This is a genomic window from bacterium (assembly GCA_036524115.1).
Classification (GTDB): domain Bacteria; phylum JAUVQV01; class JAUVQV01; order JAUVQV01; family DATDCY01; genus DATDCY01.
On record DATDCY010000332.1, the window covers coordinates 1 to 18,081 of the forward strand.

General features: G+C 70.5%; 14 protein-coding genes and 1 pseudogene. 3 read left to right on the forward strand and 12 right to left on the reverse strand.

Features of this window, described 5'->3' with window-relative positions:
- Nucleotides 1-228 precede the first annotated feature (228 nt).
- The 3 genes from purH to purE all read left to right on the forward strand — a co-directional run bounded on the left by purH (nucleotide 229) and on the right by purE (nucleotide 3,916).
- A complete protein-coding gene (gene purH, locus VI078_16045; GenBank protein ID HEY6000799.1) occupies nucleotides 229-1,797 on the forward strand; it encodes a bifunctional phosphoribosylaminoimidazolecarboxamide formyltransferase/IMP cyclohydrolase in 1,569 nt (522 codons plus the stop codon).
- 377 nt (nucleotides 1,798-2,174) lie between these two features.
- Nucleotides 2,175-3,455 carry a phosphoribosylamine--glycine ligase gene (purD, locus tag VI078_16050; protein ID HEY6000800.1) on the forward strand — a complete coding sequence of 427 codons (1,281 nt, stop codon included), beginning with the start codon at nucleotides 2,175-2,177 and terminating at the stop codon, nucleotides 3,453-3,455.
- Nucleotides 3,452-3,916: a 5-(carboxyamino)imidazole ribonucleotide mutase gene (gene purE / locus VI078_16055; GenBank protein ID HEY6000801.1), complete on the forward strand. Its 465-nt coding sequence runs from the start codon at nucleotides 3,452-3,454 to the stop codon at nucleotides 3,914-3,916. The genes purD and purE overlap by 4 nt, the downstream gene beginning before the upstream one ends.
- An 81-nt stretch (nucleotides 3,917-3,997) precedes the next feature.
- On the opposite strand, the gene VI078_16060 is transcribed toward purE, so the two are convergent.
- From VI078_16060 to VI078_16115, 12 genes and pseudogenes are all read right to left on the reverse strand, one after another.
- Complete coding sequence (locus tag VI078_16060) at nucleotides 3,998-4,435, reverse strand: phosphate ABC transporter substrate-binding protein (protein ID HEY6000802.1); 438 nt, start codon at nucleotides 4,433-4,435, stop codon at nucleotides 3,998-4,000.
- A 14-nt stretch (nucleotides 4,436-4,449) separates the two neighbouring features.
- Nucleotides 4,450-5,553, reverse strand: a complete 1,104-nt coding sequence (locus VI078_16065; GenBank protein ID HEY6000803.1) for a porin — start codon at nucleotides 5,551-5,553, stop codon at nucleotides 4,450-4,452.
- Nucleotides 5,554-5,625: 72 nt separating this feature from the next.
- A complete protein-coding gene (locus VI078_16070) occupies nucleotides 5,626-7,620 on the reverse strand; it encodes a HAMP domain-containing methyl-accepting chemotaxis protein (GenBank protein ID HEY6000804.1) in 1,995 nt (664 codons plus the stop codon).
- Nucleotides 7,617-7,913, reverse strand: a complete 297-nt coding sequence (locus VI078_16075; GenBank protein HEY6000805.1) for a hypothetical protein — start codon at nucleotides 7,911-7,913, stop codon at nucleotides 7,617-7,619. The genes VI078_16070 and VI078_16075 overlap by 4 nt, the downstream gene beginning before the upstream one ends.
- Before the next feature lie 135 nt (nucleotides 7,914-8,048).
- On the reverse strand, nucleotides 8,049-9,113 hold the full coding sequence (locus VI078_16080) for a cytochrome c peroxidase (protein ID HEY6000806.1): 1,065 nt from the start codon (nucleotides 9,111-9,113) through the stop codon (nucleotides 8,049-8,051).
- Nucleotides 9,114-9,327: 214 nt separating this feature from the next.
- Nucleotides 9,328-9,753: pseudogene (locus VI078_16085) on the reverse strand (thioredoxin domain-containing protein).
- A 12-nt stretch (nucleotides 9,754-9,765) separates the two neighbouring features.
- Entirely contained in the window at nucleotides 9,766-9,933 is a 168-nt protein-coding gene (locus VI078_16090; GenBank protein ID HEY6000807.1) for a hypothetical protein, read from the reverse strand.
- Nucleotides 9,934-10,177: 244 nt separating this feature from the next.
- Nucleotides 10,178-11,314 carry a Ni/Fe-hydrogenase cytochrome b subunit gene (gene hybB / locus VI078_16095; protein ID HEY6000808.1) on the reverse strand — a complete coding sequence of 379 codons (1,137 nt, stop codon included), beginning with the start codon at nucleotides 11,312-11,314 and terminating at the stop codon, nucleotides 10,178-10,180.
- Between the two features lies 1 nt (nucleotide 11,315).
- Nucleotides 11,316-12,080 carry a 4Fe-4S dicluster domain-containing protein gene (locus tag VI078_16100; protein ID HEY6000809.1) on the reverse strand — a complete coding sequence of 255 codons (765 nt, stop codon included), beginning with the start codon at nucleotides 12,078-12,080 and terminating at the stop codon, nucleotides 11,316-11,318.
- A gap of 13 nt (nucleotides 12,081-12,093) precedes the next feature.
- Nucleotides 12,094-15,264: a formate dehydrogenase-N subunit alpha gene (gene fdnG / locus VI078_16105; protein HEY6000810.1), complete on the reverse strand. Its 3,171-nt coding sequence runs from the start codon at nucleotides 15,262-15,264 to the stop codon at nucleotides 12,094-12,096.
- Nucleotides 15,265-15,530: 266 nt separating this feature from the next.
- A complete protein-coding gene (locus VI078_16110; GenBank protein HEY6000811.1) occupies nucleotides 15,531-16,655 on the reverse strand; it encodes a hypothetical protein in 1,125 nt (374 codons plus the stop codon).
- Nucleotides 16,656-16,693: 38 nt separating this feature from the next.
- On the reverse strand, nucleotides 16,694-18,081 hold a 1,388-nt coding region (locus VI078_16115), incomplete at its 5' end, for a ComEC/Rec2 family competence protein (protein ID HEY6000812.1).

Here is an 18,081-nt window from a genome sequence, read left to right on the forward strand (position 1 = left end):
CGACGCGCCGCTCCTCGCCCGGCTCGACGCGCTGCTCGCGCGCATCGGGCGCGCGCCCACGTCCGCGCGCGACCGCGGACCAGCGGAGTAGGCTTGTTCCCGTGCTTCGATCGTGGCGCGCGCTTCGCGCGGCACTGGCAAGGCTCCGCGACGTCGACAGCAATGCGAGGTGAACGTTTCCCGCCGGCCTGCTAGAATGCCGCGCAACAACCAGGGGGGGTACCTGCCATGGCCAGGATCAGGCGTGCACTGCTGAGCGTCTCCGACAAGACCGGACTCATCGAGCTGGCCACCGCGCTGCGCCGCCGCGGCGTCGAGATCCTCTCCACGGGCGGCACGGCGAAGGCGCTCGCCGCCGCCGGCATCCCCGTCGTGCAGGTCTCGCAGTACACCGGGCAGCCCGAGATCCTCGAGGGGCGCGTGAAGACCCTCGTGCCGAAGATCCACGGCGGCATCCTCGGCCGGCGCTCCCTCGCCAGCCACCGCCGCGAGATGAAGCACCACGGCATCCCGCCGATCGACATGGTCGCCGTGAACCTCTACCCGTTCGAGTCCGCCGCCTTCAAGGCCGGCGCCACGTTCGAGGACGCGATCGAGAACATCGACATCGGCGGGCCCACCATGGTGCGCGCGGCCGCCAAGAACTTCCCTGACGTCACCGTCGTGGTGGACCCGGCCGATTACCCGGGGCTCGTCGCCGAGCTGGACGCCAACCGCGGCGCGATCTCGCCGGCGACGAACTTCGCGCTGGCCCGCAAGGCCTTCGCGCACACGGCCTACTACGACTCGGTCATCGCCGGCTGGCTGGCGGGGCAGCGCCCCCCCGGCAAGGACCGCGTGGCGCCGCCCCCGCCCTACCCCGCCACGCTCGCGCTGCCGCTGCTCAAGGTCCGCGACCTGCGCTACGGCGAGAACCCGCACCAGGCGGCCGCGCTCTACCGCGAACCGGGTCCGCCGGCGGGTGTCGCCGGCGCGACGCAGCTCGGCGGCAAGGAACTCTCGTACAACAACCTCCTCGACCTCGAGGCCGCGTGGGCGGCGGCGCGCGACTTCGCCGGCCGCCCCTTCGTCGTGATCGTCAAGCACAACAACCCCTGCGGCGCGGGGACGGGCAGGGACGCGGCGGAGGCCTTCGACCGTGCGCTCGCCGGCGATCCGGTCTCCGCCTTCGGCGGCGTCATCGCCTGCAGCCGGCCGGTCACCCCCGCGCTCGCCCAGCGCATCACGGCGACCTTCTTCGAGGCTGTGATCGCCCCCGGCTACGCCCCCAAGGCGCTGGAGACGCTGCGCGCCAGGAACGGCCTGCGCATCATGCACATCGCGACGCCCGGCCGCGGCCGCGCCGAGCTGCGGCGCATCGACGGCGGGTACCTGCTGCAGGACCCGGACGCCGTCCAGATCCGCGACGTGCGCAAACTCCCGGTCGTGACGCGCCGCAAGCCCAGCGCCGCGGAGTACCGCGCCCTCGAGTTCGCCTGGCGCCTCGTGCGCCACGTGCGCTCGAACGCAATCGTCTTCGCCACGGAGCAGCAGCTCGCGGCGGTCGGCGCCGGGCAGATGAGCCGCGTGGACTCCTGCCGGATCGCCGCGCTCAAGGCGGTGCTGCCGCTGTCGGGGACGGTGGTCGGCTCCGACGCGTTCTTCCCCTTCCCCGACGGCATCGACGAGGTGGCCGCCGCCGGGGCGACCGCGGTGATCCAGCCGGGCGGCTCGCAGCGGGACAAGGAGGCCATCGACGCGGCGGACGGGCACGGACTCGCCATGGTCTTCACGGGTATCAGACACTTCAAGCACTAGGGTGTCGCCCCGATCCGCGCGTGCGCGCGGATCCAGTGGGGCAGGACCCGTTGACATGCCGTGGACTGAAATGATTACGACGCAACTTGATGCGGGAGAACCCGCCAAGAACCACGCGCGGCACGCGCTGCGATCCAGGCACGAGGATATGCTGAGCAGATCGAAGCACGATGACAAGTCTGACCTTCTGATCCGCGCGCATGCGCGGATTTGGGTGTCGCGGGGATCTTTTCCGCCCTGGCTGCGGCGCGCTCCTCGCGCCTGCCTGCGACGGCCACCAGGCCGTCTCGGCATTCGCCTCGTCGCGCTTCGTGCCAGGACGAAAAATCTCTCCCGCTCCAGCATGTTCACGGAATGACTGCCGGGAGGGCCCGACGATGAAGGTACTCGTTGTGGGGAGCGGGGGGCGCGAGCACGCCCTCGCCTGGAAGCTGCGGCAGAGCCCGCGGGTGAGCGAGCTGATCTGCGCCCCCGGCAACGGCGGCATGGCGGGCATCGCGACCTGCGTGCCCGTGCCCGCGGAGGACGTGCGCGGCCTGCTCGCCCTGGCGCGCGAGCGCGCGGTCGACTTCACGGTCGTCGGTCCCGAGGCGCCGCTGTCGGCCGGCCTCGTCGACCTCTTCGCCGCGAACGGCCTGCGCGCCTTCGGGGCCTCGCGCGCCGCGGCCGAGCTCGAGGGGAGCAAGGCCTTCGCCAAGGACCTGATGCGCCGCCACGGCATCCCCACGGCGGCCGCGAGCACGTTCACGGACGCCGCCGCCGCCCGCGCCCACGTCCGCGCAGCGGGAGCGCCGCTGGTCGTCAAGGCCGACGGCCTGGCCGCCGGCAAGGGGGTCATCATCTGCCGCACCCTGGCCGAGGCGGAGCAGGCGGTCGACGAGATCATGGTCCGGCGGGCATTCGGCGCCGCCGGCGACCGCGTCCTCGTCGAGGAGTTCCTCGAGGGCGAGGAGGCCTCCTTTCTCGCGTTCACCGACGGCCGGACCGTGGTCGCCATGCCCGCCTCGCAGGACCACAAGCGGGTCTTCGACGAGGACCAGGGCCCGAACACCGGCGGCATGGGGGCGTACTCGCCGGCGCCGGTCGTGACGCCCGCGGCCGCGGACGAGGTCATGCGCACCGTCATGGTCCCGACGGTGCGCGCCATGGCCGCCGAGGGGCGGCCCTACCGCGGCGTGCTCTATGCGGGCCTGATGTTCACGAAGGCCGGCATCCGCGTCCTCGAGTACAACGCGCGCTTCGGCGACCCCGAGGCGCAGCCCGTCCTCATGCGGATGAAGGGCGACCTGCTGCCGGTCCTCGAGGCCTGCGTGGACGGCCGGCTCGACGAGGTGCCCGTCGAGTGGCTGGAGGAGGCCGCCGTCTGCGTCGTGCTCGCCTCCGGCGGCTACCCGGGCAGCTACCCCAAGGGCCTGCCGATCGCGGGGCTCGAGGCCGCCGGCTGCGAAGAGGGGGTCGTGGTCTTCCACGCCGGCACGGCGCTCAAGGAGGGACGCGTCGTCACCGCCGGCGGCCGCGTGGTCGGCGTCACGGCACGGGGGAGCGGCGTCCGCCAGGCGGTGGAGCGGGCCTACCGCGCCGCCGGGAAGATCTCGTTCGACGGCATGCACTACCGCCGCGACATCGCGCAGCGCGCCCTGCGGAGGGAGGGGAAGTGAAGGGACCGAAGATCGCCATCGTCCTCGGGAGCAAGAGCGATTTGCCGTACCTCGCCGACGTCGAGCCGCTGCTCGGGCGCCTCGGCATCGCGCATCGCATCGTCGTCGCCAGCGCCCACCGCCAGCCAGCGAAGGTCGCCGCCTTCGCCCGCGCCGCCGAGAAGGAGGGCTACGAGGTGCTCGTCGCCTGCGCCGGCTACGCCGCGCACCTGCCCGGCGTGATCGCCTCGCTCACGACGCTGCCGGTCATCGGCGTCCCCCTCGACACCTCACCCCTGCGGGGGGAGGACGCGCTGCTCTCGATCGTGCAGATGCCCGGCGGGATCCCCGTCGCCGCGGTCACCATCGGCAAGGCCGGCGTGAAGAACGCGGCGGTGCTCGCCGCGCAGATCCTGGCGCTGAAGTACCCGGCCGTGAAGGCGGCCCTGGCCGCCTACCGCAGGGAGCTGGCGAAGGGATAGCGCGCGCCCCCCCGGGCCGCGCCCTGCACATCGAGGCGCGGCGGGCGGGAGGGCATGCCCATCCCGCCCGCCGCGCGGGACTCACTGCAGGACTTCGAGCACCTTCACCCTGTCCGTGTTCGCGCCGGCGGAGACGTAGCCAATCCCGCCGGGGTCCCCGGCGACGTGGGCGATGACGTCCTCATCCGACCGCGCTTCGGGCGGCGGCGTCCCGCGCCCGGCGAAGACGGCCCGTTGCCACGCGGCCTCGATGGCCTCCACGTCGCGGCCGTGGATCTCCCGGCTGAAGGCGGCACGGACCGCCGAGGCCGGGGCCTGGTCCACCGGGGCGACGGCCACCCCGTGGTCCCACCTGGTCGTCATCTTCATGAACATGAACGCGATCTTGCCCTTGGCCAGACCCCGCGCGGGGTTGTCCTTGTTCACGACGATCTTGAAGCCGCCCGTCTGGGCCCCGGCCGCGCCGGCGAGGGCGAGCACGAAGGCACAGGCAAGCGCGAGCGTGGCGATCCTTCTCATGGCCGCTGCCCCCCCTAGAAGCTGAACGACACGCCGGCGGTGTAGAGGTTCGTCGTGTCGTCCTGACCCTCGTCCTCGTCGTCGGCCGCGGTGAACCGGTTGCCGTCGACCCGGTGGTACGCGAACTTCAGCACCATGTTCCGGGAGAAGAAGTAGTCGACCGCGAACCCGATGTCCTGGTGCTTCAACAGTTCGCCGTCGACATCCGCGCCGTCCTCGAGGTCGGTCTTGCTCCAGTCGTAGCGCGCCGCGACCTGCCAGTGCGGGGTGAACCGCCACGCCGCCTCCGCGTAGGCGGCGTTGGCCGTCGTGACCTCGTCGTCCTTGTACGCGTACTCCGCGCGCACGGTCGCCGGCCCCTGGAACCACTCGACGTGGGCGCCGACCGCGGTCTGGCGGTGGCTCTCCACCTCCCCGGCCTCCGAGCGCGCGTCCTCGCTGCCCGTGTACGCCGAGACGCCGCAGTTGGCCGCCATCCCCGGCGTCGTCAGCACGAACCGCCCGCCGACCATGTCCATGATGTCCGCCTCGCCCTCGTCCTCGCCCGTCTCAGCCCACGGGGTGGACAGGGCGGACTCCATCTCGCCGCCGTAGAGGTCGTACTGCAGGTTCCAGCCCGAACCGACGACGGTGCGGCCGGTGAGGCCGGCGCCGACGTAATGCTCGCTGACGAAACCCGCCGGCCCGTAGATCCCCTGCGCCAGGCTCACGAAGGGGTAGACCGTGCCGACGTCGAAGATCTCCGTGAAGATCCCGAACGGCTGCTTCACCGCGCCGATGCGGAAGCGCGCCAGATCCGAGAAGGCGTACTCCGCGAAGGCGTAGTCGACCGAGGCCCCCGCGCCCTCCTCGTCGTTCTCGACGAAGATCTGCGCCTGGACGGAGACGTTCGGCGAGGGCGCCGCCGCCACCGCGAGCGAGAACTCCAGCTTGTCGTAGTTCCCCTCGTCAGTCCCGTTCATGTACGCGTTGCCGTCGGTCTTCCCGTAGGCCCAGTTGCCGTAGCCGTGGACCTGGACCTTCTCGCCGAAGTCGGCCGCGGCTGCGGCGGACGCGGCGGCGAGACCGAACAGTGCCGCGGCAAGCGCGACGGTGGCGGAGCGGCGGGTGCAGCGCATGCAGTGCCTCCTCGTGTGCTGAGTGGGTGTCTTCGGGCGCGGCGCTCCGCCCCCGGCTGCTCTCACGCATCCTCACTCGACCCGGAACCTGGCGATCTCCTCCCCGAGCAGCCCGGCCTGGCGCTGGAGGCCCCGGAGCATCTCGTCGATGCGGCGCACGGCCGCCGCGTTCGTGTGCGTGACGTCCTGGATCTCACCGACCGACTTGACGACCAGCTCGCTGCCCCGGGCCTCCTCGCGCGTTGCCTCGAGGACCTTCTGCGCGAGACGCGCCGACTCCTCGCTCGCGCGACTCGTGAGCCGGATTCCCTTGCTCTGCTCGGCCATCGCCTTGCGCACCTGGTGCGCCAGATCCCGCATTTCCTCGGCCGCCTTCACGATCTGGGCGCTGCCCGACGACTGCTCGCGCGTCGCCCGCGCGATCTCCTGCGACATCTCGGTGACGTCCTGCGACGAGGCCGCGATCTGCCGGATCCCCTTGTACTGCTCGGTGGTCGCCAGCGCGATCCCTCGGGACGCCGCCGAGGCCTTCTCCGAGTCCTCGGCCGCGCGGCGGATGACCGCGCCGAGGTCCTCGACCGCCCGCACCCCCTCCTCGACGCGCCGGGTGCCGCCCTCCATCGCCTCGACCGCCCCGCTGGTCTCCTTGCGCACGCTCGCGATGAGCGCCGTGATCTCCTTCGTCGAGGCCGCGGTGCGCGCCGACAGCTCGCGGATCTCCTCCGCGACGACGGCGAAGCCCTTCCCGTGCTCGCCCGCCTGCGCCGCGAGGATCGCCGCGTTCAGCGCGAGGAGATTCGTCTGGTCGTTCACCTCGTTGATGACCCCGAGGATGCCGCCGATCTCGTGGCTGCGCTCGGCCAGTCCGCGCAGCGCGGCGGCAGCCTGCCCGACCGCCTCGCGAATGCCGTGCATGACCTCGCCGGTGCGCCCGAGGGCGACGAGGCCGTCCTCGCTCATCGCCCGCGCGACCTCCCGCGAAAGCTCGTGCCCCTGGGCGGCGTTGCGCTCCACCTCCCGCACCACCGAGTCGATCTCGTTGATCGACGAGGAGGTCGAGGTCACGAGGTCGGCGAGCCGCCCGACGTGCTCGGCGACGTTGCGGATCGACACGGTCATCTCGCCGATCGCCGAGGAGGCGCGCTCGACCGACGCCGAGAGCCCTTCGGCGTTCCCGGCGACCTGCTCGACGGACGCGGACATCTCGAGCATCGAGGAGGAGCTCTCGCCCGAGAGCGAGAAGAGGCTTTCCACGCTCTGCATCACCGACTTGATGCTGGCGTTCATCTCCTCGATCGACGAGGAGACCGTGGCGACCGCGTCGCTCTGCCCCGCGCCGCCCTCGGCGATCCGGTGCGCGACCCCGGCGATGTCCTGCGAGACGACCTCGAGTTCCGTGAAGGACGTCCGCACCTTCCCGAGCATCGTCCGGAGGTTCGCCGTCATCTGGTTGAGCGTGACGGCGAGTGTCCCGAGCTCGTCCTTGGAGTCAAGCGCCACGGACGCGGTCAGGTCGCCGGCCGCCGTGGCCTCCGCGTGCCGCACGAGCGAGCGCAGCGGGCGGCTGACGAGGCGTTGCAGGAGCAGGTGCACCACGACCAGGAGCGCGGCCAGCGTCAGCGTGACCCCGAGCGCCAGCCGCGTGACCAGCGCGCGCAGCTTCGCCTCGACGCCGGCGACCGAGTAGTGCAGCGTGACCCTGACGGCCGTGCCGCCGTCCCCCTTGATCTCCGCCTCATAGGGCCGATGGGGCCCGGCCTTCGGATCGCCCGCCTCGCGGCTCTCCTTGAGCCCGGCGCCGAAGGCCGCGCTGGCATAGAGCAGCGCCCGGTCGTCGCTCACGTGCTTCTTCAGCCCCGCCTCGATGGCGTTGTAGTCGAAGTACGCGAGGCTGTCCCGCACCTGCCCGCCGAGCGTCGCCGCCAGGTTCCGCCCGTTGGCGTCGAACCAGCGGTAGGTCTCGTCGCGCAGCGCCCCGTAGGAGACGACGAAGAACGAGCCGACCGCGACGGCGCTCGCCGCCAGGAGCGCGGCGACCGCGAGGTTGACCTTCGTGGCGAGCTTCACCCGACCCCTCCTGCCCGCGCCCCGCCTAGAAGCTGAACGAGAAGGACTTCGCCGCGATGTGCGCCTTCTCGAAAAGCTCGAAGGTGTGGGAGAAATCGGCGTTCGCCGTCGGAATGAACCCCTTCCTGCGGCATGCCGGTCTTGAGGTACTCGGCCAGCGCGGTGTACTTCGGGCCTTCCTTCTTCGGGTCCTCCGACGACATGATGACGAAGTGCAGCGTGTCTGCCGCCACGGCAGCGGCGGCCGTGCCCAGCAGCACCGCCAGGCAGAGCAGAACGACCGTCTTCCTCACCGCCACCCCCCCTGCCGCCCGCGCGGCGATACCCGGGCGGGAGCGTAGCACAGCCGCGGGGTGACGCCAATACCGCGAAAACCGCTCGGGTTAGGTGAGGGAGGAGGGGGCCAGGCGCCCTCCTCCCCCACCCGGCTACGGTATCTGCGGAAACTTCACCTCGAGCGGGGGACCCGCGAGCCCCTCGACGAGGAACGCCCGGAGCGCCAGCCGCTCCTGGTCGCTCAGCCCCAGGGGCTTGAGCGACGGGTTCCCCTCCCCGCCGCCGCGATCGACGAAGGCGATGACCTCCTCGAGCGTGGCGAAGATGCCGTTGTGCATGTAGGGCGCCGTGCGCGAGATCTCCCGCAGCGTGGGCGTCCGGAAGGCCTTCCAGTCGCGTTGCTCCTTGGTCACCAGGAAGCGGCCGGGGTCCTCCGCGAGCGTCCTGAAGTCCTCGTACCCCGAGACCTTCGCGACGAAGCGGCGCGTCGCCGCCACCCGCGGGTCGCGCTCGAACTCCGGGCTCTCGGGCACGTTGAGGGCGTGGAACCCGTCGTCGGCGAGGTTGCCGCCGGCGTGGCACGTGCTGCACTTGCCCTTGCCGGTGAAGACCGCGTAGCCCTCCCGCGCCGCCGGCGACAGGGCGGTCTCGTCGCCGGCGAGATAGCGGTCGAGCGGCGCGTCGCGGCTGACGAGCGTGCGCTCGAACGCGGCCAGCGCCATGCCGATGCGCTCGCGCGTGGTGTCGGACGACCCGAAGGCGCGCTCGAACATCGCGACGTACTCCGGGACCGACCGCAGCTCCTCCTCGACGAAGTCCAGGTTCTGGTTCATCTCGAAGGCGGACATGAGGGGGAAGAGCGCCTGTTCCTCGAGGCTCGCGGAACGGCCGTCGTGGAAGAGGCGCTTCTGGTAGGCGACGTTGAAGAGCGTCTGCGCGTTGCGCCAGTTGCGCGTGGTCGGGTAGGAGAGCGAGATCGCCTGGCCGTCCCCGAAGCCCTGGTCCGGCGCGTGGCAGCTGGCGCAGCTCATCGTCCCATCCCCGGAGAGGCGCCGGTCGAAGAAAAGGGTCCTGCCCAGCTCGATCTTCTCCGCCGTCTGCGGATTGTTCGCCGGCACCGGCACGGGTCCGAGCGGCTCGAGCCCCGCCGCTCCGGCAACCGTGGGGCCGAGCCACAGCACGACCGCCGTCACGAGAACGGTCAGGCCCCGGACCATGCACCGGGCGGGGGCGGTGCGGTGCCGGACGGGAGCGTGGCGGAGCGCGAGGGAACCGCAGCGGCCGGACCGGAGCGTCCCCGCAGGGGCGAAACGCACTGTTTGAGCCCGCAGGGCGAGTTGTGCGTTTCGAGCGCAGGACCGGACATGCTGCGGTCGAGCGCGCAGCTGGCGGACGCCCGGCGCCGCACCGCCCCCGCCCGCGACGGGACCGCTATAGCTTCGCACGGGCCAGCTCCTCGTCGATTACCTTCTTCAGGTAATCAAAGTCCCGGTTCCCGACCACCTTGCGGCCGTTGATGAAGAACGTGGGCGTCTCGTAGAGGTCGATCGAGACCGCGAGCGCCTTGTCGCGCTCGATGAGGTCCTTGTGCTTCATCCCGTCGAGGTCAGCGGCGAAGCGCCTGACGTCGAGGCCGAGCTTGGCGGCCATCTGCACCAGCCCGTCCCGGTCCTGCCGCGCGCCGGGGGCCAGCAGCAGGTCGTGCATCTCCCAGTACTTCCCCTGCTCGCCCGCCGCGAGCGAGGCCTCGGCGCAGACGTGCGAGTAGTCGCGGTACTTGTACGGCATGTTCTTGACGACGAAACGGATCTTCCCCTTGTACGCTTCCAGGATCTTCCTGACGGTCGGACCGGCCGCCTGGCAGTGCGGTCACTGGAAGTCGAGGAACTCGACCATCGTCACCGGCGCGTCGGCGGGCCCGACGCTCGGCGAGTTCTCCAGCGGGATGGTGTAGCGCTTCTCCTCCGCCCCCTGCGCGAGCGCCGCGACCGGCAGCGCGAGCGCCGCGAGCAGCACCAGCCACGTGAGCCTCTTCATGCAATGCCTCCTTTCCGGGTGTTCCGCAATCATACCTGCAAGACAGAAACGGCGGGGAGCGCCGGAGCGCCTCCCCGCCGTCCCCCGAGCGGGTGCCCGAGTCAGCTGGAGCGTCAGGACGCGACCTGGCAAGGCAGCGGGGATGGGCGCGCGGAGGCGGGCTGGTGCCCGCCGCACAAGCAGCCCTCCCCGCAACGCCGCCAGGGCGCGTCATGGCCTCCAGATGACCCGGGCCGCTTCTTCACTAGTGCGCCTCCTCGTGCGACATGATGGGGAGGGTGATGACGGCCCAGCGGTAGATGAAGACCCCGAGCGACACCAGCCCGATGCTCATCACGAACTCCGTCCAGGCCGGGAAGTAGCTGGTCCGGGCGCCCGACTGCATCAGGAAGCTCACGTTGAACCGGTTCATGATCACGCCCGCGATCACGAGCACCTGCGACCAGAGGATGCCGTCCACCGACTTGCGCACGCCGGGGCTGAACAGCAGCAGCATCGGCAGCACCCCCAGGCCGAAGACCTCGATCGCGAACAGCGCGCTCGCCTTCCCCGAGGAGGCGATCAGGCCGAGGTTGCCGCGCGCCGCCAGGTCCGCGAAGCGCGCGCCGAGGTAGACCGCCAGCGCGATCGCCGTGCCCCGCGCCAGCCCGTCGAGGATGGCCATCGGCTGCTCCATCTTGAACGAGCGGTGGCTGACGATCGTCTCGAAGGAGACCATCGCCAGGCCGACCGCGAAGGCGCTGAGGTAGAACCAGTAGTTCATCAGCGGCGACCACCAGAGGTGCGAGAGCTTGTGCGGCATCAGCAGGAAGAGCCCGCCGATGGAGTTCTGGTGACCGAAGGAGAGGATGATCCCGATGATCACCAGCGGCCAGAGCACGATCGGGTTGCGCATGAAGGCGGCGGCGCCCGGCATCCCCAACCCCTCGAAGAGGTTCGGGGAGAACTCGAGGAAGAGCACCGTCAGGTACATCATGACGCACATCGCGACCTCGAAGAGCATCGAGTGCGGCTGCCACATCAGGATGGGGTGCCAGAGCGACCAGGGCTTGCCGATGTCGAGGAAGACGCCGGCGGCGACCAGGGCGTAGCCCAGGAACGCCGTGAGGATGGCCGGACGGACCACCGGCTTGTACTTCTTCCACCCCAGCACGTAGGCCCCGAGCGTCGTCGTGAAGCCGCCCGCTGCGAGCGCGACGCCGACCATGACGTCAAACGAGATCCACAGGCCCCACGGGTACCCGTCGTTGAGGTTCGTGCTCGCCCGCAGGCCGAAGGCCAGCCGGTAGAGCGCAACGCCGACGCCCAGCAGACCGAGCACGAACGCCAGCGTGCCGCCGCCGGAGAACAGCTTCCCACCAAGCTTCTTTTCCCCGGACATGCTACTCACCCCCCTTGTCGCCGCGGTTGCGGATGAAGGCCAGGCCGCCGAGCACCGCCGAGAAGACCACGATCTCCACCGGGATCTTGGAGAGCGAGGCCCACGTGTACGGCGGCAGCGCGTACTGCGGCACCTTCGTGTTGAAGCCGATCTCCTCGAAGGGCCGGTTGGAGATGTAGATCCACGAGGTCCCCCCGGCCTCCTTCTCGCCGTAGATGTGCTGCACGTACTTGCCGGTGGCCAGACGCTTCTTCGCCTCGGCCAGCAGCTCCTCCGAGTCGCCCCAGAGCAGGGCGTCGGTCGGGCAGGTCTTGACGCAGGCGGGCGAGAGTCCGTCGGCCTGGCGCTCGTAGCAGAAGGTGCACTTCTGCACCCAGGGGGAATGCGCCTTGCTCCACTCGTACTTCGGGATCTCGAACGGGCAGGCCACCATGCAGTAGCGGCAGCCGATGCACTTGTCGAAATCGTACATCACCGGCCCGTCCGGGGTCTTGCGCAGCGCCCCGACCAGGCAGGCCGAGGCGCAGGCCGGCTCCTTGCAGTGCAGGCACTGCTCCTTCACGAAGTTCCAGACCGGCGCGCCGCCCGCCTCCGTCTCGTGGAAGCGGATGCGGGTGTAGCAGGCCTCGCTCAGCGCCGGCGGGTTCTCGAAGCTCCCCGCCAGCACCGTCTTCACCACCGGCCGCTCGTTCCAGCTCTTGCACGCCACCTGACAGCCACGGCAGCCGATGCAGCGCGTCAGGTCAACCAGTACGCCCTTTGGCATGTCGTGGCCTCCTTTAGACCTTCTCGACGTTGACCATGAAGGCCTTCGTCTCCGGGATCATCGTGTTCGCGTCACCGATCGTCGGCGTCAGCAGGTTCGTGGTGTCCCCGCCGCTGCCGTCGGCCGGCATGTTCCAGCCGAAGCACCAGGGCATGCCGACCTGGTGCACCGTCGCGCCCATGACCTTGAAGGGCTTGAAGCGCGCGGTGACCACGGCCTTGCACATGACCTCGCCGCGCGCCGAGGAGACCCGCAGCGTATCGCCGCTCTTGATGCCCTTCTCCGCGGCCAGCTCCCGGCTGATCTCGAGGAAGTTCTGCGGCACGGCCTCGAGCAGCCACGGGGTGTTGCGGGTCATGAGACCGGTCTGCCAGTGCTCCGTCACGCGGTAGGTCGTGCCCACGTACGGGAAGCGCGTGCTGCAGGTCTCGAACGTGTCCTCCTCGAGCTTCTTGTCGCCGGAGTAGAACATCTTCGAGGTCGGGTTGATGCGCTGCGACTTGGAGAACGGGTTCTCCTGGATCGGGCACTCCAGCGGCTCGTAGTGCTCCGGGAACGGCCCGTCGGCCAGCGTGTCGTTGCCGAAGATGTTCGCGACGCCGTTCTTCTTCATGATGAACGGCAGCCGCCCGTCCGGGTTGACCTTGCCGTCGGGGGTCTTCAGCGGCGGGTAGCCGCCGTCGACGATGTCCCCGGACCACTTGAACAGCGGCTTGCCCTCGGGGCTCTTCTTCTGCTCCTTGGTCGCCGGGTCGATGTCCGGCACCCAGGCCAGCAGCTTGCGCTTGGGGTCCCAGGGCTTGCCGTACTCGTCGACCGAGGCCCGGTTGTAGACGATCCGGCGGTTTACCGGCCAGCTCCAGGCCCAGCCCGGGTAGAGCCCGAGGCCCGTGGGGTCGTCCTTGGCCCGGCCCGCCATCTTGTTCCCGGAGTTCGGCCCGAGCGGGTTGCCGTCCTTGTCCTTCTTGGGCGGGCCGTACGAGCCGCAGTAGATCCAGGCGCCGCAGGAGGTCGTCCCGTCGGCCTGCAGCGTCGGGAACGAGACCACGAGCTGCCCCTTCTTGAACGAGCCGGTCACGGCCTTGGTCTTCGGGTCGATGATCTCCTTGTCGGCGAGCCAGTAGCCGTTGATCTCGCGCGCGACGACCTGCGTGTCCAGCTCCTTGCCGTAGTCCCAGGTCGTCTTGAGCACCGGGTCCGGGTTGGCGCCGCCCTCCTTCTTGTAGAGCTCGCGCACCTTCAGGCCCAGCTCGTAGATGATCTCGCCGTCCGCGCGCGCCTCCCCCGGCGGGTTCACCGCCTTGTAGCGCCACTGCGCCCAGCGGCCGGAGTTGGAGATGCTCCCCGGCTTCTCGACGGACGCCGCGCACGGCAGCATGAAGACCTCGGTCTTGACCTCGGCCGGCTTCATGCCGGGGCCGCGCCAGAACGAGCCGGTCTCGTTGTCGAAGAGGTTGACGTTGACCATCCACTCGAGCTTCGTGAGGGCCTTGCGCACCTTGTTGGCGTTCGAACCCGAGCAGGCCGGGTTCTGCCCCCAGGAGAAGAAGCCCTGGTACTTGCCCTTGAACATGTTGTCGAACATGACGAGCCACGACGCGTTCTGGCCGTCGTCGAGCTTCGGCAGCCAGTGATAGCCGAACTCGTTCTCGGGCGTGGCCGCGTCGCCGAAGATCGCCTTGAGGTAGCTGACGAAGTACTTGTTGTAGTTGCCCGGCCAGAAGGCGCTCTGGGGCTCCTTGGCGCTCGTCGGGTCGTACGGCTTGAGGTAGGCCTCGAGCGAGTCCTTCGAGGCGCTCGGCACCGGCAGGTAGCTCGGCAGGATGTGGAAGAGCAGCCCGTAGTCCGTCGAGCCCTGCACGTTGCTCTCGCCGCGCAGCGCGTTGATGCCGCCGCCGGCCATGCCCATGTTGCCGAGCAGCTGCTGGATGATCGACATCGCGATGATGTTCTGCGTGCCGACCGTGTGCTGCGTCCAGCCCATCGCGTACATCGAGGTGCCGACCTTGTCCGGGGCGCCGGTGGTGGCGTAGAGCTCGTAGACCTTCAGCAGGTCCGCCTTCGGCGTGCCGGTGATCGAGGAGACGATGTCGAGGTTGTAGCGGCTGTAGTGCTTCTTCAGCAGCTGGTAGACGCACATCGGGTTCTGGAAGGTCGGGTCCTTCTTGATCACGCCGTCGGCGCCGATCTCGAAGGCCCAGGCCGCCTTGTCGTACTTGCGCGTCTTGGGGTCGTACCCGGAGAAGAGGCCGTCGAGCTCGCCGGGCATCTTGAAGTCCTTGTTCACGATGAAGGACGCGTTCGTGTAGAGCCGCACGTAGTCCTTCTGGATCAGGTTCTTCTCGAGGATGTAGTTGATCATGCCGCCGAGGAAGGCGATGTCCGAGCCCGAGCGCAGCGGGGCGTAGACGTCGGCCTTCGTCGAGGTCTTGGTGAAGCGCGGGTCAACGTGGATGAGCTTGGCGCCCCGCGCCTTCGCGTCCATGACCCACTTGAAGGAGATCGGGTGGTTCTCCGCGGCGTTGCTCCCCATGATGAGGATGACGTCGGCGTTGCGAATGTCGATCCAGTGGTTCGTCATGCACCCGCGACCGTACGACTCTGCCAGAGCCGCCACAGTTGCGGAGTGTCATATCCTGGCCTGGTGCTCGATGGCGACCAGGCCGAGCGACCGCAGGAACTTCTGGTAGAGGTAGCACTCCTCGTTGTCCATCGCCGCGGAACCGACGCTGGCGATGCCGTTGGTGCGGTTGACGATCTGGCCCTTGTCGTTCTTCTCGACGAAGGAGGCGTCGCGCGCCTTCTTGACGCGCTTGGCGATCTCGTCGAGGGCCCACGACCACTCCACGTCCTTCCACTCCGCCGCGCCGGGGGCGCGGTACTTCGGCTTGGCCAGGCGTGCCGGGTTGTTGACGAGACCCATCACCGAGGCGCCCTTGGGGCAGAGCGAGCCCTCGTTGATCGGGTGGTCGGGGTCACCCTCGATCTGGATGATCTTCCCGTCCTTCTGGTAGACGAGCATCCCGCACCCGACGGCGCAGTACGGACAGACGCTCGTCGTGACGGTCGCGCCCTTGAGGCGGTTCTGCCTCTCGAAGGCCGCCGCCTCGCTCGCGCCGCCGACCGCGCCGGCAACCGCCGTCGCGCCCGTCAGTTTGAGGAAGTCTCTCCTCGACACACCCATTGCTCCACCTCCCTTTGCGTTGTCCGCCCCCCCACTGTCAGCCCCCGGAAACGGAGAAAGCCGCAACGGGAGGGCGTCACCCCCGCTGCGGCTTCCTTTGCAAACTGGCAGGCCCGGCGATTGCTCCCCGGACCCTATCGTCCCGGGCGGCCGCGTGGGTCGACCGGGATCGGAAGCTGCTTGTTACGCGCGTATCTTGTAGTTTGCACAGCAACGAATGTCAAGAAAATACCCTTTTCCGACAAGGAGTTACATATATAAATCGGTCATGGTAACGAGTTTCCAGCCGCGACCATGTCTTTCCACGTCTCCCCGAGGCGCCGCAGCGTGTCGAAGACGAGCGCACTGCTCATCGTCGCCTGGGAGACGGCATCGACCGCCGGGTCGAAGACGATCCCCCGCGCCAGCATCCGCCCGACGACCCGGCTCCGCAGGAACGCCACGTCGCGCTCGTCGAGCTCAACGTTCTTGTACTTGGTGATCGAGATCGGCTCGAGGCCAACGATGGTTCCGGCCTCGTCGAAAAGGACTATGAAGAAGATGTCGTGGCACACGTTGCACACCCGCGAGCGGCCCGCGACGTACGCCCACAGCGACCGGCCGCCGGCGGACAGCCGGTAGAACGTCCCGCCCCCGGGAAGAGGGACCGCCCTCGCGCTCGCGCCGGGCAGTCCGGCCGCCGCCGCGGCCCGCGCGACGCGGTCCTCGAGTTGCGCCGCCGGCAGAGGCGGCTTCAGCGTCCGCCACGCGGCCCCGCCCACCTCGCGCGGGCGATCGTCGCCCGCCGGCGCACCCGCGAGCGCGTCCACGATTTCCCGCACGATAGCGCCGGCGTCGGCGACATACCCGACCTGCGCGCGCGCCGAGACGCTCCCGTCCGCGCCGCGCCGCACCAGGAGCAGATACGGCGTGCCCTCCATCGTGCCGAGCGCGTCGAACGCCGCGAACTCCGGATCGGCGATCATCGGGAACGGCGTGCCGTGCCCTTCGTGAAACTCCAGCACCTGTCCGGGCGTGTTCCCGGCGCCGATCCCCAGGAAGCGCACCCTCCCCCGCAGCTCCGGCCGCGTGTCCACCCGCCGCCAGGCCTCGTCCATCACCGGCGCCATGAGGGCGCATGCGTAGCACGCGCTGTTGAAGAACTCGACGACGAGCAGCTCGCCGCCAACGCCGGCGATCGTGAACGGGCCGGACGCCGCGACGCCCAGGTACCCCCGCTCCGCCAGGGACAGCGAGCCCGAAAGCGGCACCCCGGCGAGCGCCTCGATGGCCACCGGCCGGAAACCTCCCACCGCCTCTCCGAGTCTCTTCCGTTCCCCGGCCCACGTCGGCCCCCCAGCCGCCAGCCCGAGTGCCGCCGCCAGGAACGCGCACACCGCGACCCGCATCATCGCCCCGCCCCTCCCGTTACCCGCCGCATCCTACACCCTCACCACCCCGCCGCCAGCCAGCGCACCCGCTCCGTCCACGTCCGCCGCAGGGACATCTCACGCCAGGTGCGCACCGTCAGTCCCTGCGCGTCGCTGCGCACGAGCACCGCGCCGTCGCGGTCCGTCCGCAGCACCCGACCCTGCTCCTCGAGCGCCGCGACGGCGCCCGCGCGCGGGTGCCCGTATGAGTTGCGGCCGACGGGGATGACCGAGACCTCCGGGCGCAGCCCCCCCGCGAGCACGGCGCACGCCGCCGGCGAACCCCCGTGGTGGGGGACCTGAAGCACGACGTGGCGGGGAACCGCCCGCGCGGCCTCGACGATTCCCCCGGCGACCGCGGGCCCGGCATCCCCGGTCAGGACCACGCCGCTCTCGCCGAAGCGCAGCAGCAGGGCGAGCGAGCGGTCGTTCTCCTCCGCCGCGGCCGGCCCCGCACGCGGGTTCAGCACCCGGATCCCCACCCCGCCGCCGAGGTCGCGCTCGTCCCCGCGCGCAGCCGCGGCCGTTCCTGCCAGGGGCGCCGCCGGCCCCAGCGCCGCCCGCACGGCCGACGCGCCGCCCGCGTGGTCCGGGTGCCCGTGGCTGGTCGAGAACCCCTCGAGACGCCATGCACCCAGGCGCCGCAGCGCCGGGACCACGATCCGCTCGCCGGCGTCGTAGTCGTCCCAGCGCGGCCCCGCGTCGTAGAGGAGCATCCGGCCGCCGGGAAGCCGGATCGCCGCCGAGAGACCCTGCCCGACGTCCAGGAAGACCACCAGCAGCTCGCGGCCGTGCGCCGCCACCGCCCAACACCAGCTTCCCGCCGCGGCGACGACCAGCGCCGCCACGCACGCCGCGCGCCACCGCGCCCCGGCCGGCGGCAGCAGCGTCGCGGCCACGGCCACCATTGCGAGTGTCAGCAGGGCCGGCGGCCGGGCGGCCGCCACCGTCGCCCACGCGGGCGCCGCGAACCATCGCGCGACAGCGATCAGCACGTCCGCCGAGCCGGCCGCCAGCCCGACGATCGCGTCCACGGCGGCCGGCGGCAACGCCGCGCAGCCCAGCGCCGCCCATGCCGCCGGCAGCACCACGAAACCCGTCAGCGGTACCGCGACGAGGTTGGCCGGAAGGCCCACCAGCGACACCTGCTGGAAGTGGAACGCGACGAGCGGCGCGGTCACCGCGGACGCCGCAAGGGACGCGAGCACCACCGCCCGCGCCCCCTCCCCCAGCCGCTGCAGCCAGCGACGCCCCGTCCCCGGCGGGTCCGCCCGGGGGGACAGCAGGCGCGGCGCGACCAGGAGCAGCCCCGCAGTGGCGGCGAACGAGAGCTGGAACGACGCCGAGAACAGCGCGCGCGGGTCCGCGGCCACGATCGCCAGCGCGGCCGCGGCCAGCGCCTCGGCCG